General features: G+C 71.4%; 26 protein-coding genes and 1 tRNA gene. 16 read left to right on the top strand and 11 right to left on the bottom strand.

All coding sequences use genetic code 11. The features are described 5' to 3' along the window. The first annotated feature begins 53 nt into the window (after positions 1 to 53). On the top strand, positions 54 to 638 hold the full coding sequence (gene greB / locus LCC91_RS02060) for a transcription elongation factor GreB (RefSeq protein WP_043701365.1): 585 nt from the start codon (positions 54 to 56) through the stop codon (positions 636 to 638). A gap of 13 nt (positions 639 to 651) precedes the next feature. Here greB and LCC91_RS02065 read toward each other — a convergent pair whose 3' ends face one another. From LCC91_RS02065 to LCC91_RS02080, 4 genes are all read right to left on the bottom strand, one after another. Continuing rightward, a complete protein-coding gene (locus tag LCC91_RS02065; RefSeq protein WP_390612124.1) occupies positions 652 to 2,943 on the bottom strand; it encodes a RelA/SpoT family protein in 2,292 nt (763 codons plus the stop codon). Positions 2,944 to 3,007: 64 nt separating this feature from the next. After that, complete coding sequence (rpoZ, locus tag LCC91_RS02070; protein WP_043701528.1) at positions 3,008 to 3,211, bottom strand: DNA-directed RNA polymerase subunit omega; 204 nt, start codon at positions 3,209 to 3,211, stop codon at positions 3,008 to 3,010. A gap of 26 nt (positions 3,212 to 3,237) precedes the next feature. Then, entirely contained in the window at positions 3,238 to 3,858 is a 621-nt protein-coding gene (gene gmk / locus LCC91_RS02075; protein WP_058616129.1) for a guanylate kinase, read from the bottom strand. 5 nt (positions 3,859 to 3,863) lie between these two features. Further along, positions 3,864 to 4,763 (bottom strand): YicC/YloC family endoribonuclease, encoded by a 900-nt coding sequence (locus LCC91_RS02080; RefSeq protein WP_058616142.1) that lies wholly within the window; start codon positions 4,761 to 4,763, stop codon positions 3,864 to 3,866. Between the two features lie 96 nt (positions 4,764 to 4,859). On the opposite strand from LCC91_RS02080, the gene LCC91_RS02085 reads away from it, so the two are divergent. The 8 genes from LCC91_RS02085 (at position 4,860) to LCC91_RS13900 (ending at position 12,842) form a co-directional block, all read left to right on the top strand. Continuing rightward, positions 4,860 to 5,885 (top strand): serine/threonine protein kinase, encoded by a 1,026-nt coding sequence (locus LCC91_RS02085; protein WP_058616128.1) that lies wholly within the window; start codon positions 4,860 to 4,862, stop codon positions 5,883 to 5,885. Further along, complete coding sequence (locus tag LCC91_RS02090) at positions 5,882 to 6,823, top strand: PP2C family protein-serine/threonine phosphatase (protein WP_058616127.1); 942 nt, start codon at positions 5,882 to 5,884, stop codon at positions 6,821 to 6,823. Before LCC91_RS02085 ends, LCC91_RS02090 begins: the two co-directional genes overlap by 4 nt. 19 nt (positions 6,824 to 6,842) lie before the next feature. Continuing rightward, a complete protein-coding gene (gene rph, locus LCC91_RS02095; RefSeq protein ID WP_058616126.1) occupies positions 6,843 to 7,607 on the top strand; it encodes a ribonuclease PH in 765 nt (254 codons plus the stop codon). A gap of 4 nt (positions 7,608 to 7,611) precedes the next feature. After that, a complete protein-coding gene (gene rdgB, locus LCC91_RS02100) occupies positions 7,612 to 8,241 on the top strand; it encodes an RdgB/HAM1 family non-canonical purine NTP pyrophosphatase (RefSeq protein ID WP_143897485.1) in 630 nt (209 codons plus the stop codon). Then, positions 8,238 to 9,473, top strand: a complete 1,236-nt coding sequence (hemW, locus tag LCC91_RS02105) for a radical SAM family heme chaperone HemW (RefSeq protein WP_058616125.1) — start codon at positions 8,238 to 8,240, stop codon at positions 9,471 to 9,473. Before rdgB ends, hemW begins: the two co-directional genes overlap by 4 nt. A gap of 69 nt (positions 9,474 to 9,542) precedes the next feature. Further along, entirely contained in the window at positions 9,543 to 10,241 is a 699-nt protein-coding gene (locus tag LCC91_RS02110; RefSeq protein ID WP_058616124.1) for a CBS domain-containing protein, read from the top strand. Between the two features lie 100 nt (positions 10,242 to 10,341). Continuing rightward, complete coding sequence (locus tag LCC91_RS02115) at positions 10,342 to 12,714, top strand: DUF349 domain-containing protein (RefSeq protein WP_399206156.1); 2,373 nt, start codon at positions 10,342 to 10,344, stop codon at positions 12,712 to 12,714. Next, on the top strand, positions 12,684 to 12,842 hold the full coding sequence (locus LCC91_RS13900) for a hypothetical protein (protein ID WP_399206158.1): 159 nt from the start codon (positions 12,684 to 12,686) through the stop codon (positions 12,840 to 12,842). The genes LCC91_RS02115 and LCC91_RS13900 overlap by 31 nt, the downstream gene beginning before the upstream one ends. Before the next feature lie 37 nt (positions 12,843 to 12,879). Here the strand turns inward: LCC91_RS13900 and LCC91_RS02120 are convergent, their stop codons facing one another. The 4 genes from LCC91_RS02120 to LCC91_RS02135 all read right to left on the bottom strand — a co-directional run bounded on the left by LCC91_RS02120 (position 12,880) and on the right by LCC91_RS02135 (position 15,955). After that, positions 12,880 to 13,782, bottom strand: a complete 903-nt coding sequence (locus tag LCC91_RS02120; protein ID WP_043701377.1) for a M90 family metallopeptidase — start codon at positions 13,780 to 13,782, stop codon at positions 12,880 to 12,882. After that, positions 13,779 to 14,600: a UDP-2,3-diacylglucosamine diphosphatase gene (locus tag LCC91_RS02125; RefSeq protein ID WP_043701379.1), complete on the bottom strand. Its 822-nt coding sequence runs from the start codon at positions 14,598 to 14,600 to the stop codon at positions 13,779 to 13,781. Before LCC91_RS02125 ends, LCC91_RS02120 begins: the two co-directional genes overlap by 4 nt. Positions 14,601 to 14,629: 29 nt before the next feature. After that, positions 14,630 to 15,256, bottom strand: a complete 627-nt coding sequence (locus LCC91_RS02130; protein WP_082007597.1) for a peptidylprolyl isomerase — start codon at positions 15,254 to 15,256, stop codon at positions 14,630 to 14,632. A gap of 102 nt (positions 15,257 to 15,358) precedes the next feature. Next, a complete protein-coding gene (locus LCC91_RS02135) occupies positions 15,359 to 15,955 on the bottom strand; it encodes a tetratricopeptide repeat protein (protein WP_143897483.1) in 597 nt (198 codons plus the stop codon). A gap of 69 nt (positions 15,956 to 16,024) precedes the next feature. On the opposite strand from LCC91_RS02135, the gene cysS reads away from it, so the two are divergent. The 4 genes from cysS (at position 16,025) to tilS (ending at position 20,162) form a co-directional block, all read left to right on the top strand. Then, the gene (gene cysS / locus LCC91_RS02140; RefSeq protein ID WP_043701386.1) at positions 16,025 to 17,398 is read left to right on the top strand and encodes a cysteine--tRNA ligase; all 1,374 of its coding nucleotides are present in this window, start codon (positions 16,025 to 16,027) and stop codon (positions 17,396 to 17,398) included. A gap of 5 nt (positions 17,399 to 17,403) precedes the next feature. Then, positions 17,404 to 18,072 carry a DNA-3-methyladenine glycosylase family protein gene (locus LCC91_RS02145; RefSeq protein ID WP_224441056.1) on the top strand — a complete coding sequence of 223 codons (669 nt, stop codon included), beginning with the start codon at positions 17,404 to 17,406 and terminating at the stop codon, positions 18,070 to 18,072. A 73-nt stretch (positions 18,073 to 18,145) separates the two neighbouring features. After that, entirely contained in the window at positions 18,146 to 19,123 is a 978-nt protein-coding gene (locus tag LCC91_RS02150) for an acetyl-CoA carboxylase carboxyltransferase subunit alpha (RefSeq protein WP_043701389.1), read from the top strand. Further along, positions 19,068 to 20,162 carry a tRNA lysidine(34) synthetase TilS gene (tilS, locus tag LCC91_RS02155; protein ID WP_082007598.1) on the top strand — a complete coding sequence of 365 codons (1,095 nt, stop codon included), beginning with the start codon at positions 19,068 to 19,070 and terminating at the stop codon, positions 20,160 to 20,162. Before LCC91_RS02150 ends, tilS begins: the two co-directional genes overlap by 56 nt. Here the strand turns inward: tilS and LCC91_RS02160 are convergent. Continuing rightward, positions 20,083 to 20,283: a DUF2905 domain-containing protein gene (locus tag LCC91_RS02160; protein WP_043701392.1), complete on the bottom strand. Its 201-nt coding sequence runs from the start codon at positions 20,281 to 20,283 to the stop codon at positions 20,083 to 20,085. The genes tilS and LCC91_RS02160 overlap by 80 nt on opposite strands. Positions 20,284 to 20,346: 63 nt before the next feature. On the opposite strand from LCC91_RS02160, the gene LCC91_RS02165 reads away from it, so the two are divergent. The 3 genes from LCC91_RS02165 to LCC91_RS02175 all read left to right on the top strand — a co-directional run bounded on the left by LCC91_RS02165 (position 20,347) and on the right by LCC91_RS02175 (position 22,917). Continuing rightward, the gene (locus tag LCC91_RS02165; protein ID WP_043701395.1) at positions 20,347 to 21,630 is read left to right on the top strand and encodes an aspartate kinase; all 1,284 of its coding nucleotides are present in this window, start codon (positions 20,347 to 20,349) and stop codon (positions 21,628 to 21,630) included. 57 nt (positions 21,631 to 21,687) lie between these two features. After that, positions 21,688 to 21,781: transfer RNA gene (locus LCC91_RS02170), tRNA-Ser, on the top strand. A gap of 59 nt (positions 21,782 to 21,840) precedes the next feature. After that, positions 21,841 to 22,917: an asparaginase gene (locus tag LCC91_RS02175; RefSeq protein WP_052231608.1), complete on the top strand. Its 1,077-nt coding sequence runs from the start codon at positions 21,841 to 21,843 to the stop codon at positions 22,915 to 22,917. Here the strand turns inward: LCC91_RS02175 and adk are convergent. Together adk and kdsB are read right to left on the bottom strand one after the other, a co-directional pair. Then, on the bottom strand, positions 22,883 to 23,539 hold the full coding sequence (adk, locus tag LCC91_RS02180; protein ID WP_043701397.1) for an adenylate kinase: 657 nt from the start codon (positions 23,537 to 23,539) through the stop codon (positions 22,883 to 22,885). The genes LCC91_RS02175 and adk overlap by 35 nt on opposite strands. Before the next feature lie 155 nt (positions 23,540 to 23,694). Beyond that, on the bottom strand, positions 23,695 to 24,483 hold the full coding sequence (gene kdsB / locus LCC91_RS02185; protein WP_143897481.1) for a 3-deoxy-manno-octulosonate cytidylyltransferase: 789 nt from the start codon (positions 24,481 to 24,483) through the stop codon (positions 23,695 to 23,697). Positions 24,484 to 24,499 lie beyond the last annotated feature (16 nt).

The raw sequence follows: 24,499 nt of genomic DNA on the forward strand, positions 1-24,499 counted from the left end.
GTAGCAAGGCGGGCGTGGCACGCGCTCCCCCGTTTGCGGTAAGGTTCGCATCCATGAGCAAGGCGTTCACGAAAGAGATCGATACCGACGAAGACGACGAGCTGCCCGAGGCGCGACTGCCGGCGGGCGGCAAGAACTACATGACGCCGCAGGGCTATGCGCGCTTGCGCGCGGAGCTCAAGCACCTGCTGGACGAGGAGCGGCCGCGCGTCGTGGAGACGGTGGCCTGGGCGGCGAGCAACGGCGACCGCTCGGAAAACGGCGACTACCTGTACGGCAAGAAGCGGCTGCGCGAGATCGACCGCCGTATCCGTTTTCTGACGCGGCGGCTCGAGCGCGCAGAGGTGGTGGACCCGAGCGTGCACCACGGCAAGGACCAGGTGTTCTTCGGCGCCACCGTGACCTTTGCGCGCGCCGACGGCAGCGAGGAGACGGTGACCATCCTCGGCATCGACGAGGCCGACAGCGCGCGCGGGCAGGTGAGCTGGATCTCGCCGGTGGCGCAGGCCCTGCTGAAGGCGCGCGAGGGCGACGAGGTGCGCCTGCGCACGCCGGCGGGCGTGGAGACGCTGGAGATCGTGCAGGTGCGCTACCCCGCCCCCGGCGACGCGGGCGCCACCACCGAGCGCGCCGCGTAACGGCGCTACGGTTTCAGGCGGTGGAGTCGACCGCGCGCGCCGGGCGTTGGCGCTGCGCGCGCACGACCGGTGGCGTGCGGCGCAGGCGACGCAGCACCTGCGCCAGGTGCACGCGGTCGCGCACGGCAATGGTGAACTGCAGCTCCGTGGTCGTCTGTGCGGCCTCGTCGCCCATGCGGATGTGGGTGATGTCGGCCTCCGCCGCGGCAATGGCCGCGGCGACGCTGGCCAGCACCCCCTTGCCGTTGGTGACCGTGACCGCAACGGTGGACTCGAACGGCCGGGTGGGCTCCTCCGCCCACTCCACCTCGAGGAAGCGTTCGCGATCCCGGTGCAGCAGGCGCTGCACCACCGGGCAATCCTCGGTGTGCACGGCCAGCCCCTCGCCGCGGCCGAGGTAGCCGACGATGCGGTCGCCCGGGATCGGGCGGCAGCAGGTGGCGTATACGACCGAGCCGCCTTCGCTGCCGTCCAGCGTGACGACCCCTTGCGTCGGGCGGTCCTCGCCCGGCGCACCGAAGCGCTCCTGGCTGATCAGCAGCACGTCCGGGCGCGCGCCGGCTTCCGCCATCAGCGCGGCGAGCTTTTTGCCGACCATGCCGGCGATGCGCCGCCCGAGTCCGATGTCGGTGAGCAGCTCGTCGCGCGTGCGGTTGCCGGTGAAGCGCAGCAGCTTGTCCCAGATCGCCTGGCCGGCCTCGTCGTCGCCCGGCGGCTGGGCGATGCCTTCGGCGCGCAGCGCCTGCAGCAACAGCCGTTCGCCCAGTGCGCGCGACTCCTCCTGCGCCAGCGTCTTGAGGTAGTGTCGGATCTTGGAGCGCGCCCGTCCCGTCTTGACGAAGCCCAGCCACGCCGGGTTCGGGCGCGCGTGCGGTGAGGTCACCACCTCGACCACGTCGCCGTTGCGCAGCTCGGTACGCAGCGGCACCGGCTCGCCGTTGACGTGCGCGGCGATCGCGTGGTGGCCCACGTCGCTGTGGATCGCGTACGCGAAGTCCACCACCGTCGCACCGCGCGGCAGCGCCAGGATCTTGCTCTTGGGCGTGAACACGTACACCGAATCCGGAAACAGGTCGATGCGTACGTGGTCCCAGAACTCGCCCGAGTCCTTGGTTTCCTGCTGGATGTCGAGCAGCGACTGCAGCCATTGCACGTTGAGCGCCTGGGCCGACGCGTCGCCGGTGCCGCCGGTCTTGTAGAGCCAGTGCGCGGCGATGCCGGATTCGGCCACCATGTCCATGCTGGGCGTGCGCAGCTGAAACTCGATCGGCGTGCCGAACGGCCCGATCAGCGTCGTGTGCAGCGACTGGTAGCCGTTGATCTTGGGGATGGCGATGTAGTCGCGGAACTTGCCCGGCATGGGCTTGTAGAGCTGGTGCAGCACCCCCATCGCGGTGTAGCAGTCCAGCACTTGCGGCACGATCACGCGAAAGCCGTAGATGTCGGTCACCTGCGCGAACGACAGGTGTTTGGTGTCCATCTTGCGGTAGATGGAATAGAGCGTCTTTTCGCGGCCGGTGATGCGCACCGACAGGCCGCTGCCGGCGAAGGCCGCTTCGACCTCGCCCTGCACGCGCGCGATGAGGTCGCGCCGCCGCGCGCGCGAGCGCGCCAGCGCTTTGGATAGCGCCTGGTAGCGCCACGGGTGCAGGTAGCGAAACGCCAGATCCTGCAGTTCGCGGTAGAAATGGTTGAGCCCCAGCCGGTGTGCGATCGGGGCGTAGATGTCGAGCGTCTCGCGCGCGATGCGGGCCCATTTGTGCCGCGGCATGTCGCCCATCGTGCGCATGTTGTGCATGCGGTCGGCGAGTTTGATGAGGATGACGCGCACGTCGCGCGCCATCGCCAGCAGCATCTTGCGAAACGACTCGGCCTGCCCCTGCTCGCGGCTGTCGAAAGCGAGCTTGTCCAGTTTCGTCAGGCCGTCGACCAGCTCCGCCACCGCGGCACCGAAGCGCTCGGTCAGCTCGGCCTTGGTAACGCCGCAGTCCTCCAGTACGTCGTGCAGCAGCGCGGCGCACAGCGCCTGGGTGTCGAGCTTCCACTCGGTGCAGATCTGCGCGACCGCGATCGGGTGGGTGATGTAGGGCTCGCCGCTCTTGCGCAACTGTCCGAGGTGCGCCTGATCGGCGAAGCGGTAGGCCTGTCGGACCTGGTCGACCTCGGCGGGCGTCAGGTAGTCGAGCCGCGATTCAAGGGTGGCAAAGCTGGCCGCCGCCGCGCTGGCCGCGGCCTGAGACGGCGAGGCGGGCGCACGCGTGCCGAAGGCCTGGGCCTCGGCGGGACTGATGGCATCGACGCTCACCCCGCTAATGTAAACAAAAAAGGCGCCACGTGCGGGCGCCTTTTCGTATACCGGGGGAGGGCAATCAGACCGGAACCTTGCGCAGCATCTCCAGGCCGACCAGGCCGGCGGCGATTTCGCGCAGCGCGGTGACGGCGGGCTTGTTGCGCGACTCGACCTTGGGCGCGTGACCTTGGTGCAGCATGCGCGCGCGATAGGTCGCGGCCAGCACGAGCTGGAAGCGGTTGGGGATCTTTTCCAGGCAGTCCTCGACGGTGATGCGAGCCATGGCAACCTTGGGATAGCGGATGGGAGTTAGCGGATACCGAGCGCCGAGAACACATCGGCGCGCGCGCGCCGCTGGGCGGCGACACGCAGGCGCTGCGAGTGGGTGATCGTTTTCAGATCGAATAGCGCCCGCTCGAATACCTCGTTGATTATAACGTAGTCGAATGCGTCGACGTGGGCCATCTCCTCGGCCGCGTTGCGCAGGCGCAGCTCGATGACGTCCGCGCTGTCCTCGCCGCGGCGCTGCAGGCGCCGCCGCAGTTCGTCCCAACTCGGCGGCAGGATGAAGATCAGCACCGCGTTGGCGAACTGACGCCGGATCTGCAGCGCGCCCTGATAGTCGATCTCGAGCACGATGTCGGCGCCGGCGGCGATCTTGTCCTCGATGGCCTTGCGCGAGGTGCCGTAGCGCCGGTTGTGCACCTGCGCCCATTCGACGAAGGCGTCGGCGGCGATCATGCGGTCGAACTCCTCGTCGCTGACGAAGTAGTACTCGCGCCCGTGCACCTCCTGCCCGCGCGGGGCGCGCGTGGTGTGCGAGACGGACAGCTCCATGCGCGAATCGACTTCGAGCAGGGCCTTGACGAGGCTCGATTTGCCGGTGCCGCTGGGCGCGGCGACGACGAACAAATTGCCGGGGTAATCCATGGGGGTCATTCGAGGTTTTGGACCTGCTCGCGCATCTGCTCGATCAGCACTTTCATGTCCACCGAGATGCGCGTGAGGTCGAGGCTGGACGACTTCGAGCCGAGCGTGTTGGCTTCGCGGTGCAGCTCCTGGATCAGAAAGTCGAGCCGCTTGCCGACCTCGCCGCCGCGCTGGAGCAGGTGGTCGATTTCGGTCAGGTGCGACTGCAGCCGGGTGAGCTCCTCTGCCACGTCCACGCGCTGTGCGAACGCGGCGGCTTCCACCAGCGCGCGCTCCTGCAGCGCGCCGGCATCGACGGGCAGGGCGCCGACGGCTTCCTGGAAGCGTTGCAGGAAGCGCTCGCGCTGCTGCGCGACCGCCTGCGGCACGAGGGGCGCGGCCTGCTCGGCCAGCGCCCGCAACTGGGCCACGCGCTCGCGCAGCATCGTCGCGAGCCGCTCGCCCTCGCGCGCGCGGGCCGCGTTGAAATCCGCCAGCACCCGGTCGAGGAGCGCGAGCAGCGGCGCGAGTGCCTCGCCGACGGGCGGGGGCGTGCGCTGCGTGAGCTGCAACACCTCGGCGACGCTCAACGGCTGGGCACGCGGCAGCCACGCCAGCACCTGTTCCTGCGCGCCGAGCAGCTTTTGTAGTTCGGCCACGGCGGGGGCGCGCACGCCCGCGTCGCCGCGCTGTTCGAGCCAGACACGCAGCTCCACCTTGCCGCGCCGCACGGCGGCGCCGATGCGTTCGCGCAGCGCCGGCTCCGCGGCCCGCAGCTCCTCCGGCAGGCGCAGCGCCAGGTCCAGAAAGCGGCCGTTGACGGCGCGCAACTCGATCCCGAGTACCGGGCTGCCGGCCCCGCGGGACGCTTCCGGGGCGGCGTCGGGCGCATCGACGGCGCACTGCGCCGTCGCGTAACCGGTCATGCTGTACACTGGGATTTCCGCTTGTTCCGGCGAGCGGTCGACGGAATGGCCATTGACGCGCATGCGCGTCCCTGAGGATGCTCTCATACGGGCATTATGTCAAAGAGCAAACCCGCCCCTCTGCCACCCGGTACGGTCATCGGTGGTTACCGCATCACCCGTCTGTTGGCGGCAGGCGGGTTTGGTCTCGTCTACCACGCGCGAGACGGTGAGGGGCGCGAGGTGGCCATCAAGGAATACTTGCCCACGACGCTGGTGGAGCGTGCTCCGGGCGAGTTGACGCCGACGGTCCTCCCCAGCAAACTCCCGCTGTATCGGCTCGGTTTGCGCGGGTTTTTCGAGGAGGGGCGTGCGCTGGCGCAGATTTCGCACCGGGCGGTGGTGAGTGTTCTCAATTTTTTTCGGGAGAACGACACCGTTTACATGGTGATGGAGTATCTGCGCGGCGACCCGCTGCAGGCATTCATTTTGACGGCGCGGGAACGTCAGCGCAAGAAAGTGCTGCGCGAAGCGACCATCCGATCACTTTTCGACGAGGTGCTGCGCGGATTGCGGATCGTGCATCAACACAAGATGCTTCACCTCGACATCAAGCCGTCGAATCTGTTCATTACCGATGATAATCGGGTCGTGTTGATCGATTTTGGTGCCGCCCGCAACGTGTTGGACACGGAAGGGGGGTTCGTTCGGCCGATGTATACCCCCGGATTTGCCGCGCCCGAAATGTACCGGCGCACCCGCGGCGAAGGGTTCGGCCCATGGACCGATATTTACGCGATCGGTGCCTGCATCTACTCGTGCATGCGGGGTTATCCCCCGCACGAGGCGACGCAACGGCAAGAAAAAGATCGCCTCGACGAGTCGCTGATGCGATTGCGCGGCGCGTACTCGGATCACCTGATCGACATCGTGCGGTGGTGCATGGCGCTCGATCCGCTTTCTCGCCCCCAGTCGGTATTCGCGCTGCAACGGGAACTTGCACACGAACGGGCGGATGCCGATGCGGCGCCATCCGGCTGGTGGGATCGGCTGCGCTCGAGGCTGGGGACGTCTTCCGCTGATGGCGCCTCGGACGCTGATCGGCGCCCAGGGGAGCGATCCAGTTTCTTGCAAGCGAAATGAAATTTTCGGTATTCCAGGCCACGCACCCGGGCGGCCGCGCCCGCAACGAGGACCGCCTCGGCTACACCTACACGCGCCAGGCGGTGCTGCTGGTGCTGGCTGACGGGATGGGCGGACACCCCGACGGGGATCAGGCGGCGGAGATCGCCGTGCGCACGTTCGTGCAGGCATTCGTCGATGTCGCGCGCCCCAAGGTGCCGGACCCGGCAACGTTTTTGGAGGACACGCTGCTGCGCGCGAGTCAGGCGATCGTTGACTTTGCCCGCGCACGGCAGGCCAAGGAACATCCGCGCACGACTGCGGTGGCGGCGGTGGTACAGGACGGGCGGCTGACCGCCGTACACAGCGGCGACTCGCGCCTGTACTGGGTGCGGCGAGGGCGGCTGCTGACGCGCACGCGCGACCACAGCTACCACGATCGGCCGGGCCTGTTCGGTGAGCTGCCGGCGCACCTCAACCGCAGCGTGCTGTTCACCTGCCTCGGCTCCGAGACGCCCCCGCTGTTCGACCTGCTCGGGCCGCTGTCGCTGGAGCACGGCGACCGCATCCTGCTGTGTTCCGACGGCCTCTGGGGGGTGATGTCCGACGACGACGTGGCCGCCGGGCTGTACGGCCAGCCGCTCGCGGACGCGGTTGCGCACTTGTCCGAATCCGCGCTGCGGCTGGGCGGCCGGCACGGCGACAACGTGACCCTGATCGGGCTCGAGTGGCAGGCCGATGATAATTTTCCGTCCACGCAAGTGCTCGAGTCGCAGCAGCCGCCTTCGGTGCCGGTTCGGTCGAATTTCGGTGTGAATGCCGTTGATGGGGTGGTGGCGAGTGAGCTCGATGACCTCGAAATCGAGCGTACCATTGCGGAAATCAACGACGCGATCCGGCGCACGCGCCGGGTTCCCGCCGCCTCGCCGGGCCCGACCGGCCCGGGCCGGCGCACCTGAACCCCATGAACGTGACCCCATGACCCACGACCCTTTGGTGGCCGCGGGCGCCGTCCGGCGCCACGACGGCCGCGCCCCCGACGAACTGCGCCCGGTGCGCATCACCCGCGGCTACACCGTCCACGCCGAAGGCTCGGTGCTGATCGAATTCGGCCGCACGCGCGTGCTGTGCACCGCCTCGGTGGAAGAGCGCGTGCCCCCGCATAAAAAAGGCAGCGGCGAGGGTTGGGTGACCGCCGAGTACGGGATGCTGCCGCGCTCCACCCACACCCGCACCGAGCGCGAGGCCGCCCGCGGCAAGCAAAGCGGCCGCACGCAGGAGATTCAGCGCCTCATCGGCCGCTCGCTGCGCGCGGTGTTCGACCTGGCAGCGCTGGGCGAGCGCACCCTCACGTTGGATTGCGACGTGCTGCAGGCCGACGGCGGCACGCGCACCGCGGCCATCACCGGCGCCTACGTGGCGGCGCACGACGCGGTGACGCAGCTGTTGGCGGAGGGCCAGCTCGCGCGTAACCCGATCCGCCATCCCGTGGCGGCGGTGTCGGTCGGCATCGTCGGCGGGGTGCCGGTGCTCGATCTCGACTACGTCGAAGACTCCGGCTGCGAGACCGACATGAACGTCGTGATGACCGGCGCGGGGCACTACGTCGAGGTGCAGGGCACGGCCGAGGGCGAGCCGTTCAGCCGCGACGATCTGCAGCGCCTGCTCGCGCTGGCCGACGGCGGCATCCAGCAGCTGATCGCGCTGCAGCGCGCTGCGCTGGCCGGTGCCCAGGTGGGGTGAGGCGATGACGGCATCCCCCGCGCCGCGCCGGCTCGTGCTCGCTTCCAACAACGCGGGCAAGCTCGCCGAGCTGCAGGCGATGTTTGCGCCGCTGGGCCTCGCGCTCGTCACCCAGGGCAGCCTCGGCATTCCGGAAGCGCCGGAGCCGCACCGGACTTTCCTGGAAAACGCCTTGGCCAAGGCGCGGCACGCGTCGGCCGCCAGTGGCCTGCCCGCACTGGCCGACGATGCCGGGCTGTGCGTCGTGGCGTTCGGCGGCGCGCCGGGCGTGGACACGGCGTACTACTGCACGCGCTTCGGCTATCCCAAGAGCGACGCCAACAACGTGCGCGCGCTGCTCGAGCAGATGCGCGACGTGGAGGACCGCCGTGCGGCGATGGTCAGCACCCTGGTCGCCGTGCGCCATCCGGACGACCCGGAGCCGCTGGTGGCCACCGGCCGGGTGGAAGGGCTGATCACCCGCGAGCCGGTGGGCGATGGGGGTTTCGGCTTCGACCCGGTGATGTTCATCCCGGCGTTCGGCTGCACCTTTGCGCAGCTGCCCACCGACGTCAAAAACGCGCACAGCCACCGGGGGCGCGCGGCGCGCGCGATGCTGGCGCTGATGCAGGAGCGCGGGTGGCCGCAGGGATGACGCCGGGCAGCGCGCGCGTGCCGGCCGCCGAGGCGGCGGTGCGGTGGCAGCGCCCGGGGCAGATCCGGCTGTCCGGCCTGCCGCCGCTGGCGCTCTATATCCACCTGCCGTGGTGTTTGCGCAAGTGCCCGTACTGCGATTTCAATTCGCACGAATGGGGGGCGGCCGCCGGGCAGCAGGGGCCGCTGCCGCAGCACGATTACGTGCGCGCGCTGCTGGCGGACCTGGAGGCGAGCCTGCCGCTGGTCTGGGGGCGGCCGGTGGTCAGCGTCTTCATCGGTGGCGGCACGCCCAGCCTGTTCGACCCGGAGTTGATCGGCCGGTTGCTGTCGGACGTGCGCGCGCGCCTGCCGCTCGCGCCGGACGCCGAAATCACGCTGGAAGCCAACCCGGGCACGTTCGAGCGCGAGCGCTTCGCGGCGTTTCGCGACGCGGGCGTGACGCGCCTGAGCATCGGGGTGCAGAGCTTCGACGACCGCTTTCTGCGGGCGCTGGGGCGTGTGCACGACGCGGCGCAGGCGCGCGCGGCGGTGGCCGAGGCGGCGCGGCACTTCGACACCTTCAACCTGGACCTGATGTACGCGCTGCCGGGGCAGACGCTGGCGGATCTGGCGCGCGACCTGGACGCGGCGCTGGTGTTCGAACCACCGCACCTGTCGGTGTACCACCTGACGATCGAACCCAACACCTGGTTTGCCAAGCACCCGCCCGCTGTGCCGGACGACGACACGGCGTACGCGATGCTCGACCACATCACCGCACGCACCGCGGCGGCGGGGTTGGCGCGCTACGAGGTCTCGGCCTACGCGCGGCGCGGCCACCGCTGCCGCCACAACCTGAATTACTGGCAGTTCGGTGACTACCTGGGCATCGGCGCGGGTGCGCACGGCAAGCTGAGCTTTGCCGAGCGCATCGTGCGCCAGGTGCGCTGGCGCGATCCGGCGCGCTACATCGCGCAGGCGCTCGCGGGCGAGCCGGTCGCGCAGGAGACGGAGGTGTCCGCGCGCGACCTGCCGTTCGAGTTCATGCTCAATGCGTTGCGCCTGCGCGACGGTTTTGCCCTGCAAACCTTTAGCGAGCGCACCGGCTTGCCGATGATGGCGGTATCGGCGACGATCGAACGCGCGCGCGATCGGGGGTGGCTCGACGTGGGGGACGACGGCTGGGTGACACCGACCGCGCGCGGCTACGACTGGCTCAGCGACCTGCAGGCGCTGTTCCTGCCCGATTGACGCGCCACCGTGACCAACCGGCGGCGCCGCGGTGAAGGGCGGGGCGGCCCCGTGCACAGGAGGTGGCGCATGCTCGCGATCTATGGCACCTCGGGCCTGATGTACCGCGGCCCGATCGAGGACCTGCGGCGGGTCTTGCCGTCGCTGCGGGCGGCGCGCCCCCGGGCGCTCGCGGTCGAGACCGATCGGCCCGATTTCGCCGACAGCGCCTTCCGGCTCATGGGCCACGGCGACGACGAGGGGCCGGCGCGCCCCGAGGCGACGCTGCCGCGGCCCGCCGCGGTGGCGGTGCAGGCCTACGGCGGCGTGCAGCGCCCCGCCCCCCAACGCCATCCGTTGGAGCGGGTGCGCGACGTGATGACCCCCGAGGCGGTGACCGTGCGCGACGACATGACCGTGGCCGAGGGCTGGCACCGCCTCGCGGAGCGCGCGCTGGGCCAGGCACCGGTGCTGGACGGACAGGGGCGGCTGGTCGGGTTGCTGACGCGGGCGGAATTGCTGCACATCGACCGCCTGCCGCGGCCGGAGGACAGCGCCCTCGTGTGGCGCGCGTTTCTCGCGCAGCCGCTGGCGTCGGTCATGGTGACGCCGGTGCCCGCGGTGACGCCCGATACGGCGTTGCGCCGGCTGGCGCTGGCGCTGCTGACGACGGGGCTGCCCGGGATGCCGGTGATCGACGACGCGGGCGGGCTCGTGGGGTTCGTCTCGCGCAGCGACGTGCTCAAGGCCGTCGTGCACGATCCGCCGCTCGACTTGTGGGCCGGGTAGGCGACAATAGCGCCGACAATAGCGCCCGGGGCACGCCGCTGGCGTGCCCGCTTTCGTTCCACACCCCTTTGCCTGGCCGCTCGCGGCCCTGTCTGTCATCGTGAACGCGCCCGAATCCACCCACGCGAAAGCCTCTCTGACCGAACTCGATCAGCGTACCGGGGGCGCCTTCAGCGCGCCCACCTCCAGCGAGCGCGCCGCCCGCCTGCGCGCCTGGCTCGACACGGATCCGTCGGCGGACGCGTTGGCCGAGGTGTACCGCGAACTGGCACCGCGCGATAAAGGGGCCGCGCGCCTCGTGCGCGAGCGGCTGGACGAGCAGCGCCGCGCCCGGGCGCAAGAGGCGCTGGCCACCGAATGGGCGGCGAAGGCCGAGGCGCTGCTGGCGGCGCCGCGGCTGCACCTGGCCGACGCGATGGCCTGGCAGCGTGACGCCGCCAAAGCCGGGGCACCGCTGTCGCGCGAGCCGCTGGCCGGTCTGCGGCAGCGGCTGGCCGAGCGCATGAAGGCGATCGAAGACCTGCAGACCCGCGTGCAGGTGGAGCGCGAAGCGGCCGGGTTGCTGGTGCAGCGCATCGATCTCCTGTCCACCCAGCCGATCGCCGACGCCCGGGCCGCCCGTGACGCGCTGGCGCAGGACGTCGCCGAGTGGCTGCAGCGCCAGGCCGCGCTGGCGTCGCAACCCGGTTGGCACGACCTCGAGCCGCGCTACCCGGGCCAGATCGACGCGGCGCGGCAGCAGCTCGACGCCGTGTGGCAGGCATTCGAAGCCGCGCTCGCGCAGGCCGTGGCGGCGCTGCAGGACCCGCAGGCACCGCTGCCGGGGGTGCCCGTCTGGGCCGACGAAATCCGCGCCGCGCGTGGCGAGGCCCCGGCAGCCGAGGCACCTGCCGCGGCCGCGCCTGCGCCCAAGGCCGTGCAGGCCCTGGCGCAGGCGGCACTGTTGCCCGCGGTCGAGGCGCTGGAGCGCGAACTGGCGGAGGGCCACACCAAGGCCATGGTGCGGCTGGCGGGGGAGTTGCGCCACCTGCACAAGCTGCACGGCCGCCACGCCGGGGCGGAGCTCGACGTCCGCGCCCAGGTGGCGCTGGCCAAAGCGAAGGAGCTGGAGGACTGGCACCGCTGGCGCGCCGATCAGATCCGCGAAGGGCTGCTGGCCCAGGCGCTGGCGCTGACCCAGGCGCCGGCGTCGGAGCGCCCGAGCGGACGGCAGCTGGCAGACACCATCCGTCAGCTGCGCGAGGCGTGGAAGCAGGCCGACCAGGGCGGCACCTCCAACCACGCGCTGTGGAAGCGGTTCGACGAGGCGTGCAACCAGGCCTACCAGGCGGTGGAGGCGTGGCGGCGCGAGTTCAAGGCGCAGCAGGAGGCCGCGCGGCAGGCGCGCCTTGCGCTGATCGACGAGGTGAGCGCATGGACCGCAGCGCACGCCAGCGACGAGGACTGGCGGGCCCAGGCGCGCGACCTGCACGCGTTCGCCGAGCGTTGGCGCACCGGCGGGCACGTCAGCGAAAAAGTGTTTGCCGAGCTGCAGCCGCTGTGGAAGGCGGCGATGGCCGCGGCGCACGCGCGGCTGGAGGCGGCGCAGGCCGACAGCATCGCGCAGCGGCAGGCGATGATCGCCGAAGCGGAGGCGCTCGCGGCCGAACCGCGCCTGTCGCTGGACGCGGTCAAGGCGCTGCAGCAACGCTGGCAGCAGGAGGCGCAGCGCGTGCCGCTGGAGCGGCGCAAGGAACAAAAACTGTGGGAAGCCTTCCGCGCGCCGATCGACGCGGCGTTTGCGCGTAAGCAGCAGCAGCGCGAGCAGGCGCTGGCGGCGACGAGCCGGCTCGATGCCGCGGTGCTGGAGGCCGCGCGGGCGCTGGAGGAGGCGTGCGCGGCCGACGACGCACAGCGCATTCGGGCCGCGATGGCGGCGCTGCGCGCCGCCGCGCAAGGCGAGGGGATGGCCGTCACCGAACCGGCCGCGCCGCCCGTGGCAACCGAAGCACCCGCCACGCCCGCTGCGTCGCCAGCGGGCGGCGCCCGCCCGCTGGTTGCCCGCCGGGGGATGACCGGCCCGGTGCCGCGCCCGCCGCAGCCAAGCCCGCGGTGCCCCGTGGTCGGCCGGAACGCCCGGCGCCGGCGGCGCCGCGGCCGCGCCTGGGCGATGCGGCGTTCCGGGCGCAGCGGCAGGCCCTGGAGCATGCCGAAGCCAAACTGCGCCAGCTCGCCGCCCGCGCCCATGGCGAGGCGCTCACCGAACTGCTCGCTGCGTGGCAGGCGCGCGATCCGCAGCGCCTGCCCGCCGCGCAGCGCCTGGGCGGGCGGGAGGCCGCCGCGGCACGGCCGCTGTGGGTGCGGGCGCTCAACGCGCCCGCGGGCGACGCCACCGACGCGGGCGAGCCGCTGTTGCGCCTCGAGATCGCCGCGGATCTGCCGACACCGGCCGAGCATCTGGAGGTGCGCCGCCGCCTGCAACTCGTGCTGCTGACGCGCCGCCACGAGCCCGGGCCGAACGAGACCTGGGCGCAGGACGTCGCCCGCGTGCTCGCCACCGCCTATGACGAGGCAAACGCGCGCCGCCTGCAGGCCGCGCTAAAAGGGCTGCTGCGGCGCTGACGGATCGGGGGGGCGCGCTGCGCCGTCCGTTGCGCCTTCAGTCGCGCGGGCGGTCCGGCGCCGCCGCTGGGTGGCCGAAAAACGCGTCGAGCAGTCCGGTCCAGGCCGGGTGTTCGGCGTGCAGCCGCTCGCGGTCCACGCAATACGCTTCGCAGGTGACGGCGAAAAACTCCGCCGGCGACTCGGCGGCGTAGGCGTCGAGCCACGGCGCGGGCTCGCCAAAGCGTTCGTGCAACCCCACCCGGTGCCGGTGCAGGGCGAGTGCCGCCTCCAGCTCGTGCTGCCAGCGGGCACGCGCCGCCGCCGCCGGCAGCCCCAGCAGGCCCGGTGGCAAGCGCGGGCAGCCGTCGGCCGCCATCCCCAGCGGCTTGCCGTGCAGGTCGATCGCGTGGGCAAATTCGTGGATGACGAGGTTGTGACCGACGCCTTGGCCGCCGCTGCCCAGCACGCGCGGCCAGGCGAGGACGATCGGCCCGCCCTGCATCGCTTCGCCGGCCAATTCCTCCTCGTACTCGTGGACGACGCCGACGTCGTCGCGCACGCGCCGCGGCGCGCGCACCTCGTCCGGGTGCAGGATGATGCCGACGAAGTCGTCGTACCACGCCAGCGCCGGCAAGCCGCGAAAGCGCAGGGGCAGGCACGCCTGGGCGGCCACCAGCAGCGCCATGCGGTCGTCGACCACCAGGCCGTGCGCGCCGCTGAACTCCTTGCGCGCCAGAAACGCGGCGCACAGGCCGCGCAGCCGCTCGCGCTCGGCGTCGTCCAGCGCCTGCAGCAGCGGCAGGTCGGCGACCACCCGTGCCCACAGCCGCTCCGGGATGGCTGCACCGTCACCGCCCCGCGCGCGCCAGCGTCGCCGCCAGCGCGCCCAGCGCCGGGCGAGCTGCCGCCACCAGCCGCGCCAGCCGGCGGCCGCGCCGGATGGGGGCGGAGGGCTCATGGGGTCGGGGCCGCCGCCATGGGATGGACGGCCCAGTGCCCGTCGGGGTGCAGGCTCACCACCTGCAGCCGCGGCGGTGTGGCGCGGGCGTCCCAGTCGCTGAGCACCACGCGCATCGCCCCGCCGGGCAGCGTGTCGTGTCCCGGCCGGTGGGTGTGGCCGTGGATCAGCGCGTCCGCGTCGGCGGCGCGCAGCGCGGCGGCGGCCGTGGGGCCGTCGACGTCGACCGGCTCGACCCCCGCCTGGCGCTGCGCCGCCTGGTGCTGCTGGCTGCGCGCGCGCAGCGCCCGCGCCTGCGCCAACCGTTCCGACAGCGGTTGCGCCAGAAACGCCGCCTGCCAGGCCGCGCCGCGCACCTGCGAGCGGAACGCCTGGTAGTCGTGGTCCGCGGTGCACCACGCGTCGCCGTGGCTGAGCAGCCAGCGGCGCCGTCCGAGCGTCAGCCGCGCCGGATCGGCCAGCAGCCGCACCCCGGTGCGCGCAGCGAACCCAGCACCGAGCAGGAAGTCACGGTTGCCGTGCATCACGAACACCGGCCGACGCCGTGCCAATCCAGCCAGGACCCCGACCGCCGCCTGGACGAACGCGATTTCCGGGTCCAGGGCCGGATCGGCGTCGAGCACGTCGTCACCGACCCAGACCTCGAACAGGTCCCCGAGGATGAACAGGGCGTCGAATGGTGCCGCGTCGAGGTAGGCGTGCCACGCCGCCGCGGTCGCGGCGTCCTGCGCGTGCAGGTGCACGTCGGACACGCAGTCCACGCGCTGCCACGTCGCCGGCGCGTTTACGTGCGTCAGCATCGCGCCGTTGTCGGCCATCGGCGCGTCTCCGCTGTCGGGCGCCCCGCTCAGCGGTCGACCACCACCGCCTTGGTGATCACCACGTCCTGCAGCGGCACATCGTCGTGAAAGCCGCGCCGCCCGGTGGGCACCTTGCGGATCGCGTCCACCACCTCGGTGCCGGCGATCACCTTGCCGAACACCGCGTAGCCCCAGCCCTGCGGCGTCGGCGCGGTGTGGTTGAGAAAGCCGTTGTCGGCGACGTTGATGAAAAACTGCGCCGTGGCCGAGTGGGGCGCCTGCGTGCGCGCCATCGCGATCGTGTAGCGGTCGTTTTTCAGGCCGTTGGTGGCCTCGTTCTCGATCGGGGCGCGCGTCGGCTTTTGTTTCATGCCGGGCTCGAAGCCGCCGCCCTGGATCATGAAGCCGTCGATGACGCGGTGGAAGATCGTGCCGTCGTAGTGGCCGTCACGCACGTAGGCGAGGAAGTTTTCGACCGTCTTGGGGGCCTTGGCGGCGTCGAGTTCGAGGGTGATGACGCCGTGGCCGGCGATGTGCAGTTCGACTTGCGGGTTCACGGAGCGGGCTCCAGTTGGGGCGGTGCGCGCGGCGGCCGCCGGTTGCGAAACAGGGGGCTGGGCCAGCGCGGCGCGCCAGCCGATCAGGGACACGGCACCGGCGAGCCATTGCGCCATCGCGCGGCGGCGTGCCGGTTCGGGGGTGGGGTTCGCAGGGGGCGTGGGCGTCGGATGGCGGGCCATGCGGTAAGTCCGTAATGGTGTCGGTGGCGGCGGGCGTCACCGCGCCGCCGGCGGGGTGGCCAGCAGCTGGCGCAGGGCGTCCGCACGCCGGCCCAGCCCGGGGATGTCCGGCTGCAGCGCCAGCGCCCGCTGCCAGTGTCCGAGTGCCAGCTGGGCGTAGACGTCGCCGAGGTTGCGGTGCGCGGTGGCGTAGTCCGGGTGAAAGCGGATGGCCGCTTCGAGCGCGGCGCGCGCTTCCTGCAGCCGGCCGGCGGCGGCGTGCAGCACCGCCAGGTTGTTGTACGGCTCCGGCAGTTCCGGGTAGCGCTGCGTGAGCGTTTCGTACTCGCGCTGCGCGCCCGCGGCATCGCCCGCCGCGGCCAGCGCGACGCCCAGCAGCAGCCGCGCCTGCGCGTCGTCCGGGTGATCCTGCAGCCACTGCTGCAGGCGCTGGCGGGCGAGCACCGCGTCGCCGTCGGCGAGCAGCCGCTGCACTTCCGCGTATGGGGCGGCGGCCGCGGTCGCCGGCTGGGCGTGCAGCGCCGGGCTGCCCAGCGTCACGCCGAGCGCCCACGCGGCGGCCGCGAGGGCGCGCCGCAATGGCCACGGACGGGCGGCTGTGCGGTGGAGGAGGGGGGCAGAGAAATCGGGCATCGGTGCACAATACGCGCCTTTGCAATGGATTGTAGCCCGCGGGTCCGCCCCCGCCGGGCCCCGCACCCGATGACCCTGCGCATCTACAACTCGCTCACGCGCCGGCTGGACCCGCTCGTGCCGCTGGAGCCCGGCCATGTCCGCATGTACGTCTGCGGCATGACGGTGTACGACCTGTGCCACCTGGGGCACGCCCGCTCGATGGTGGCGTTCGACGTCGTGCAGCGCTGGCTCAAGGCCAGCGGCTACCGCGTCACCTACGTGCGCAACATCACCGACATCGACGACAAGATCATCGCGCGGGCGCTCAAGAATGGCGAGACGATCCGGCACCTGACGGACCGCATGATCGACGCGCTGCACGCCGACGCCGATGCGCTCGGCATCGAGCGGCCGACCCACGAGCCGCGCGCCACCGAGTACGTTCCGCAGATGCTCGGCCTGATCGGCCGGCTGGAGGCCAAGGGGCTTGCCTACCGCAGCGACAACGGCGACGTCAATTACCCGGTGCGCGCGTTTCCCGGCTACGGCAAGCTCTCGGGCAAGAGCCTGGACGAGCTGCGCGCGGGCGAGCGCGTGGCGGTGGGCGACGGCAAGCGCGACCCGCTGGACTTCGTGCTGTGGAAAGCGGCCAAGCCGGAAGAGCCCGATGAAGCCAAATGGGACAGCCCCTACGGCGCGGGCCGCCCGGGCTGGCACATCGAGTGCTCGGCGATGAGCTGCGCGTTGCTGGGCGAGAGTTTCGACATCCACGGCGGCGGCGCGGATTTGCAGTTTCCCCACCACGAGAACGAAATCGCGCAAAGCGAAGGGGCGACGGGCCGACCGCTGGCGCAGATCTGGATGCACAACGGCTTCGTGCGCGTGGACAACGAGAAGATGTCCAAGAGCCTGGGCAACTTCTTCACCATCCGCGAGGTGCTCCAGAAGTTCGACGCCGAGACGGTGCGCTTTTTCATCGTGCGCGCGCACTACCGCAGCCCGCTCAACTACAGCGACCAGCACCTGGAGGACGCGCGCGCGGCGCTCAAGCGCCTCTACACGGCGCTGCAGGCCGTGCCGCCGCAGCCGGTGGCGCTCGACTGGGCGGAACCGCACGCCGCGCGCTTCAAGGCCGCGATGGACGAGGACTTCGGCACGCCGGAGGCGGTGGCGGTGCTGTTCGAACTCGCCGGCGAGGTCAACCGCTCGCGCGACGCGCGCCTGAGCGGCCTGCTGCGGGCGCTCGGGGGGACGCTGGGCCTGCTGCAGCAGGATCCCTCCGCCTATTTGCGCTCGGGCGCCGGGCTGGACGAAGCGACGATTGCCGCACGCATCGCCGAGCGTGCCGCGGCCAAGGCGGCGCGCGATTTCGCCACCGCCGACCGCATCCGGGCCGAACTGGCCGCGCAGGGTATCGTCCTCAAGGACGGCCCCGGCGGCACGACGTGGGAGCGGGCGTGAGCGCGGTGCGGTCATCGCCCACCCTGGCGCGGGCGGCCCACGGGCGCGGTGCCGTGTGCACGCCGCCCTACTGGGCGGACGCGTGCGCGCACCTCGGCGCGCGCGACCGGGTGATGGCGCGGCTGATCGCCCAGTACCCGGACGGTTGCCTGGTGTCCCGCGGCGATCCGTTCCTGACCCTGATGCGCAGCGTCGTCGGGCAGCAGATCTCGGTGAAGGCGGCGCAGGCCGTGTGGGACCGGCTGGAAGGGCTGCTTGGCGTGTGCACGCCGCACGCGGTGTTGGCCTGCGGCCCCGAGGCGCTGCGCGCGGCGGGCCTGAGCGCGCGCAAGGTGGAGTATGTGACCGACCTGGCGCGGCACTTCGCGGACGGGCGGCTCGACCCCACCGCGTGGCACGCGATGGAAGACGAAGCGATCATCCGCGAGCTCGTCGCAATCCGCGGCATCGGTCGCTGGACCGCGGAGATGTTTTTGATCTTTCACCTGATGCGCCCCGACGTGCTGCCGCTGGACGACGTCGGGTTGATCCGGGGCATCAGCGTCAGCTATTTCTCCGGTGAGCCCGTCAGCCGCAGCGAGGCGCGCGAGGTCGCCAGCGCGTGGGCCCCGTACCGCAGCGTGGCGACTTGGTATATTTGGCGCTCGCTGGACCCGTTGCCGGTGGCGTACTGATCGTTGCCGCCGTGACGCCGTGTGTGCCGCGGCGGCGACCGCGTGGGGCCGTGACGGCCCATGGAGTGACAACTTGGCCAAACGCAACTTTCTGGATTTCGAGCAGCCGATCGCGGAACTCGAAGCCAAGATCGAAGAGCTGCGCTACGTGCAGACGGAATCGGCGGTCGACATCTCCGACGAGATCGAGCGCCTGAGCAAAAAGAGCCAGCAGCTCACGAAGGAGATCTACAGCAAGCTCACGCCGTGGCAGGTGACCAAGATCGCCCGCCACAGCGACCGCCCCTATACGCTCGACTACGTGCGCGAGATCTTCACGCACTGGACCGAGCTGCACGGCGACCGCCACTTCGCCGACGACCAGAGCATCGTCGCGGGGCTGGCGCGCTTCAACGGCCAGCCGTGCGCCGTCATCGGGCACCAGAAGGGGCGCGATACCAAGGAGCGGGCGCTGCGCAACTTCGGCATGACCAAGCCCGAGGGCTACCGCAAGGCGCTGCGCGTGATGAAGCTGGCGGAGAAGTTCCGGCTGCCGATCTTCACCTTCGTCGACACGCCCGGTGCCTATCCGGGCATCGACGCGGAGGAGCGCAACCAGTCCGAGGCCATTGGGCGCAACATCTTCGAGATGGCGCAGCTCGAAGTGCCCATCATCAGCACCATCATCGGCGAAGGCGGCTCGGGCGGGGCGCTCGCGATCGCGGTGGCCGACCAGGTGCTGATGCTGCAGTACGCGGTGTACTCCGTCATCAGCCCGGAGGGCTGTGCGTCGATCCTGTGGAAGACCGCCGACAAGGCGCCGGAAGCGGCCGAGGCGCTGGGCATCACCGCGCACCGGCTCAAGGCGCTCGGCCTCGTCGACAAGATCGTCAACGAGCCGGTGGGCGGTGCCCACCGCGACCCGCAGCAGATGGCGGCGATGCTCAAGCGCGCGCTGGCCGAGTCGCTGCGGCAGGTGGCCGACCTCGACCCCGCTGCGTTGATCGAGCGCCGCCATGCCCGGCTCAACGCCTACGGGCGCTTCACCGACACCAAGGCCGAGCGCGCCTGAGGCCGCGGCCGCGGCGCTCGCCGCGTGGGCGCAGCGGCATCCCGACCTGGACCGGGCGGGCGCCCCGCTGCTCGTCGCCTACAGCGGCGGGGCGGACTCCACCGCGCTGCTGCTCGCGGCGCTGGCGCGCTGGCCGCAGCGCGTGCGCGCCGTGCACGTGCACCACGGCCTGCAGGCCGCGGCCGACGCCTTCGAGCAGCACGTGCGCGCGTGTTGCGCCGCATGGGGCGCGCCGCTGGAGGCGGTGCGCGTGCAGGTGCCGCGCACGCCCGGCCGCAGCCCCGAGGAGGCGGCGCGCGCGGCGCGCTACGCGGCCTTGCGTGACGCTGCGCACCGCCACAGCGCGGCCGCGGTCTTGCTGGGCCACCACGCGCTCGACCAGATCGAGACGGTGCTGCTGGCGCTCACGCGCGGCGCGGGGCTGCCCGGGCTGGCCGCGATGCCCGAGCGTGCCGAGCGCGACGGCGTGACGTGGGGGCGGCCGCTGCTGGCCGCGGACGGCCGCGCGCTGCGCGCGCAACTGGCGGCCGCCGGCGTGCTGTGGGTGGACGACCCGACCAACGCGGACCCCCACCCCGTGCGCAACCGGCTGCGCCACGCGGTGTTGCCGGCGCTGCTGGCCGCGTTTCCGCAGGCGCCGCAGACCTTTGCGCGCAGCGCGCGGCACGCGGCGAGCGCGCAGGCGCTGCTGACGGCGCTGGCGCGCGAAGACGGGCATGCGATCGGTGACCCGCCGCGGTTGACGGCCCTGCGCGCGCTGCCGCCCGCGCGGGCGCTCAATGCGCTGCGGCACTGGCTGCGCGAGCGCCACGGGGCACAGGCGTCGGACGCCCAGTGGCGGGCGCTGATGCAGCAAATCGATGCCGCGCGCACGCGCGGCCACCGCATCGAGCTGCGCCTGGGGCCGGGGCGTATCCGGCGAACCGGGGACGTGCTGACCTGGGAGCCGGACCCGGCGCTCAGCGGCGCCACCACCACAGCAGCAGGCTCAACAGCACCGACACCACCACGCTCGTGCCCAGCGGAAAGTAAAAGCTGAACCCCTCGCGCTCGATCGCGATGTCCCCGGGCAGCCGGCCCCACGGCAGCCGCGCAAGCCACGGCCACAGCAGACCCGCCACCAACAGCACCACCCCCGCGGTGATCAGAAACCGTTGCATCGCCACCTATAATCTCAGGGTTTGCCCGCACCTGGGCCGGGCGACCTCGCAACAGCATACCCCATGGCACTGATCGTTCACAAGTACGGCGGCACGAGCATGGGCTCGACCGAGCGCATCCGCAATGTCGCCAAGCGCGTCGCCAAATGGGTGCGGGCCGGCCACCAGATGGTGGTCGTCCCCAGCGCCATGAGCGGCGAGACCAACCGGCTGCTCGGCCTGGCCAAGGAACTCGCGCCATCCAAGCCCGGTGACGCCTATTACCGCGAGCTGGACCAGCTCGCCTCCACCGGGGAGCAGGTCTCGGTGGGGCTTCTGGCCATCGCCCTGCAGACCGAAGGCATCGACGCCGTCTCGTACTGCGGCTGGCAGGTGCCGATCCGCACCAACAGCGCCTACACCAAGGCGCGCATCGAGTCGATCGACGACCGCCGCATCCGCGCGGATCTGGCCGCCGGCAAGGTCGTCATCATCACGGGCTTCCAGGGTGTGGACGCCGGCGGCAACATCACGACCCTGGGGCGCGGCGGCTCCGACACCTCGGCGGTGGCGGTGGCCGCGGCGATCAAGGCCGACGAGTGCCTGATCTACACCGACGTCGACGGCGTCTACACCACCGACCCGCGCGTCGTGCCCGAGGCGCGGCGCCTGGAGCGCATCAGCTTCGAGGAAATGCTGGAAATGGCCAGCATGGGCTCGAAGGTGCTGCAAATCCGCTCGGTGGAGTTCGCGGGCAAGTACCGCGTGCCCATCCGCGTCCTGTCCAGCTTCACCCCCTGGGACATCCCGATCGACGAAGAAGCCCGCAGCGGCACCCTGATCACTTTCGAGGAAGGCGAATCCATGGAACAAGCCGTCGTCTCCGGCATCGCGTTCAACCGTGACGAGGCCAAGGTCTCGGTGCTGGGCGTGCCCGACAAGCCCGGCATCGCCGCGCAAATCCTGGGGGCGGTGGCCGACGCCAACATCGACGTCGATGTCATCATCCAGAACGTCGGCAAAGACGGGCGCACCGACTTCAGCTTCACCGTGCACCGCAACGACCTGGCGCGCGCGCTGGACGTGCTCAAGACCCAGGTGGTGCCGGCGCTCGGCGCCACCGACGTGGTAGGTGACGCGCGCATCTGCAAGGTCAGCGTGGTGGGCATCGGCATGCGCAGCCACGTCGGCGTGGCCAGCCGCATGTTCCGCTGCCTCGCAGCCGAGGGCATCAACATCCAGATGATCTCGACCTCCGAGATCAAGATCTCGGTCGTCATCGACGAGAAGTACATGGAGCTCGCCGTGCGCGCGCTGCACCGCGAGTTCGACCTCGACCAGCCGACCGACACACTGCAGGGCGCCTGATTTTTTGTGCGCCAAGCGTCGCCAGCGCCCCGACTTCGGGCATAATGGCGACTCTTCGGAGTGATGACCGAGAGGCCGAAGGTGCTCCCCTGCTAAGGGAGTATACGGGCTAAAACCCGTATCGAGGGTTCGAATCCCTCTCACTCCGCCAGTCATGGTCCCCGACACCGGCCGGTGTGCGGGGATTTCGTCTTTTCAGGAGCATCGGCGATGACAGCGACGGCAGGCACAGCGGCAACCGAGGCGCGGCGGGCGATCGTCGTGCTGGGCATGGGCGGCACGATCGCGGGGCGCGCCGCCGTGGCTGCCGACGTGGTCGGCTACCGCGCCGGCGTGGTGCCGGTGGCGGCGTTGCTGGAAGGGGTGCCGCTGCCCGCCGGGTGGCGCACCGAGGGCGAGCAGGTCGCCAACGTCGACAGCAAGGACATGGGGGTCCCGTTGTGGCGCGACCTGCTGGCGGCGGCGTACCGGCACCTGCAGCGGTCGGACGTCGGGGCGCTCGTGGTCACCCACGGCACCGATACGCTGGAGGAAACGGCGTGGGTGCTGCAGGCGGTGCTGCAGCCCGAGCGGCCGGTGGTGTTGGTGGGGGCGATGCGCCCGGCCTCTGCGCTGGCACCGGACGGGCCGGGCAACCTCGCGGATGCCCTGACGCTCGCCGCCGACGCAGCCCAACGCGGTATCGGCGGGGTGTGGGTGACGCTGGCAGGGCGGGTGTTCGATGCGCGCACGGTGCGCAAGGTGCACCCGATGCGTCTCGATGCCTTCGCAGGCGGGGACGCGGGGCCGGCCGCTTGGGTCGAGGCGGGCCGGGTGCGATGGCTCACCGCTGCGATGCCCGCCGCATCGGCGGACGCCGCGCGCGCGGCACGCATCGACACGGTGCTGGCGGCGTCGGTCTGGCCGCGGGTGGAGTGGATCCACAGCCACGGCGGTGCCGACGGGGCGCTGGTGCGTGCGCTGTTGCAGCAGCGCCGGGCGGCGCTCGCCGGCGGGGACGCGGATCCGCCGCTGGCCGGGCTCGTGGTGGCCGGGACGGGCAACGGCTCGCTGCATACCGCGCTGACCGAAGCCCTGGCGCAGGCGGCGAGAGAGGGCGTTGCCGTGCGGGTGACGACCCGCTGCGCCGAAGGGGTGGTCGTCGGCGAGGGCGGGCGCGGCGGCAACATCTGGCCCGTGACCGACCTGCCGCCCGCCAAGGCGCGCATCGCGCTGGCGCTGGAGCTGCTGTGGCGCGCGGCAGGGGTACCCGTCAGTCCTGCAGGGCCTGGAAGACGCGCTGAGTGATTTCCTCCACCGTGCCCAGCCCGCTGATGGCGCGGTATTTCGGGGCGACGCCGGGCTCGCGCTCGGCCCACTGGCGGTAATAGTCGACCAGCGGACGCGTCTGCGCGGCGTAGACGTCGAGCCGCTTGCGCACGGTCTCTTCCTTGTCGTCGTCGCGCTGGATCAGGTCTTCCCCGGTGACGTCGTCCTTGCCTTCAACCTTCGGCGGGTTGAACTTGATGTGGTAGGTGCGCCCGGACGCCGGGTGCACGCGCCGGCCGCTCATGCGCTCGATGATCGCGTCGAACGGCACGTCGATTTCGAGCACGTAGTCGATGCGCACCCCCGCCTCGCGCATCGCGTCGGCCTGGGGAATGGTGCGCGGGAAACCGTCGAACAGAAACCCGTTGGCGCAGTCCGGCTGGGCGATACGGTCTTTGACCAGATCGATGATCAGCGCGTCGCTGACGAGTCCGCCGGCGTCCATCACCTTCTTCGCCTCCAGTCCCAGCGGGGTCCCCGCCTTGACGGCCGCGCGCAGCATGTCACCGGTGGAGATCTGGGGGATGCCGTATTTCTGACAGATGAATGCCGCCTGTGTGCCCTTGCCAGCGCCCGGAGCGCCCAACAGGATCAGTCTCATGGGTTTCCTTTTCTCGTCGCGAACAGAGAGGTTTGCGGGGACCGCTGCGCAGGGTCTCCTCGTCGGTGACACAGCGGGTGGCGCTAGGCCAGCGGCCAAAAGAATAGCACGCCTGTCCCGACACAAACTGACAGCGGCGGATACCGCCCCGGGTGTCAGCGAGGTCCCTGGCCCCACAGCGCCCGCACGCGTTCCAGGTCGGCCGGGGTGTCGACGCCGGGGCCCGGGGCGTGCGCGGTCACGGTGACCGCGATGCGCTCGCCGTGCCACAGCACGCGCAGCTGTTCCAGCGACTCGCAGCGCTCGATGGGGGCCGGCGTCAGTTGGGGGAAGCGCCGCAGAAACCCGGCCCGGTAGGCGTAGAGGCCGATATGGCGCAGCGGCGCGGCCCCTGGGGGCCACGCCACGAGTTCCAGTGCCGTATCGTGGCGCGGCGCGTCGCGCCACCACGGCAGTGGGGCGCGGCTGAACAGCAGTGCGGTGCCGTGCCGGTCCAGCACGACCTTGACGACGTTCGGGTTGAACAGCTCGGCGGCCGACCCGATCGGATGGGCCGCCGTGGCCATGACGCAGTCGGGGCGGCTGTGCAGGATTGTCGCCACCTCGCGCACCAGCGCCGGCGGGATCAGCGGCTCGTCGCCCTGGACGTTGACGACGATCGCGTCGTCAGGCAGCGCCAGCCGGTCCACCGCCTCGGCCAGCCGGTCACTGCCGCTGGCGTGGTCAATCCTTGTGAGGACGGCGTCCACACCGTGGGCGGCGCAGGCCTCGGCGATGGCCGCATCGTCGGTGGCCACCGTGCACGAGCGCGCACCGCTGGCGCGGGCGCGCTCGGCGACGCGCACCACCATCGGCGCCCCACCGATGTCGGCCAGCGGCTTGTCCGGCAGCCGGGTGGAGGCCCGGCGGGCCGGGATGATGACGTCGAACGCGGGTGCGGTCATGCGGTCTGCTTCAGAG

The organism is Tepidimonas taiwanensis (assembly GCF_020162115.1).
Lineage (GTDB): Bacteria > Pseudomonadota > Gammaproteobacteria > Burkholderiales > Burkholderiaceae_C > Tepidimonas > Tepidimonas taiwanensis.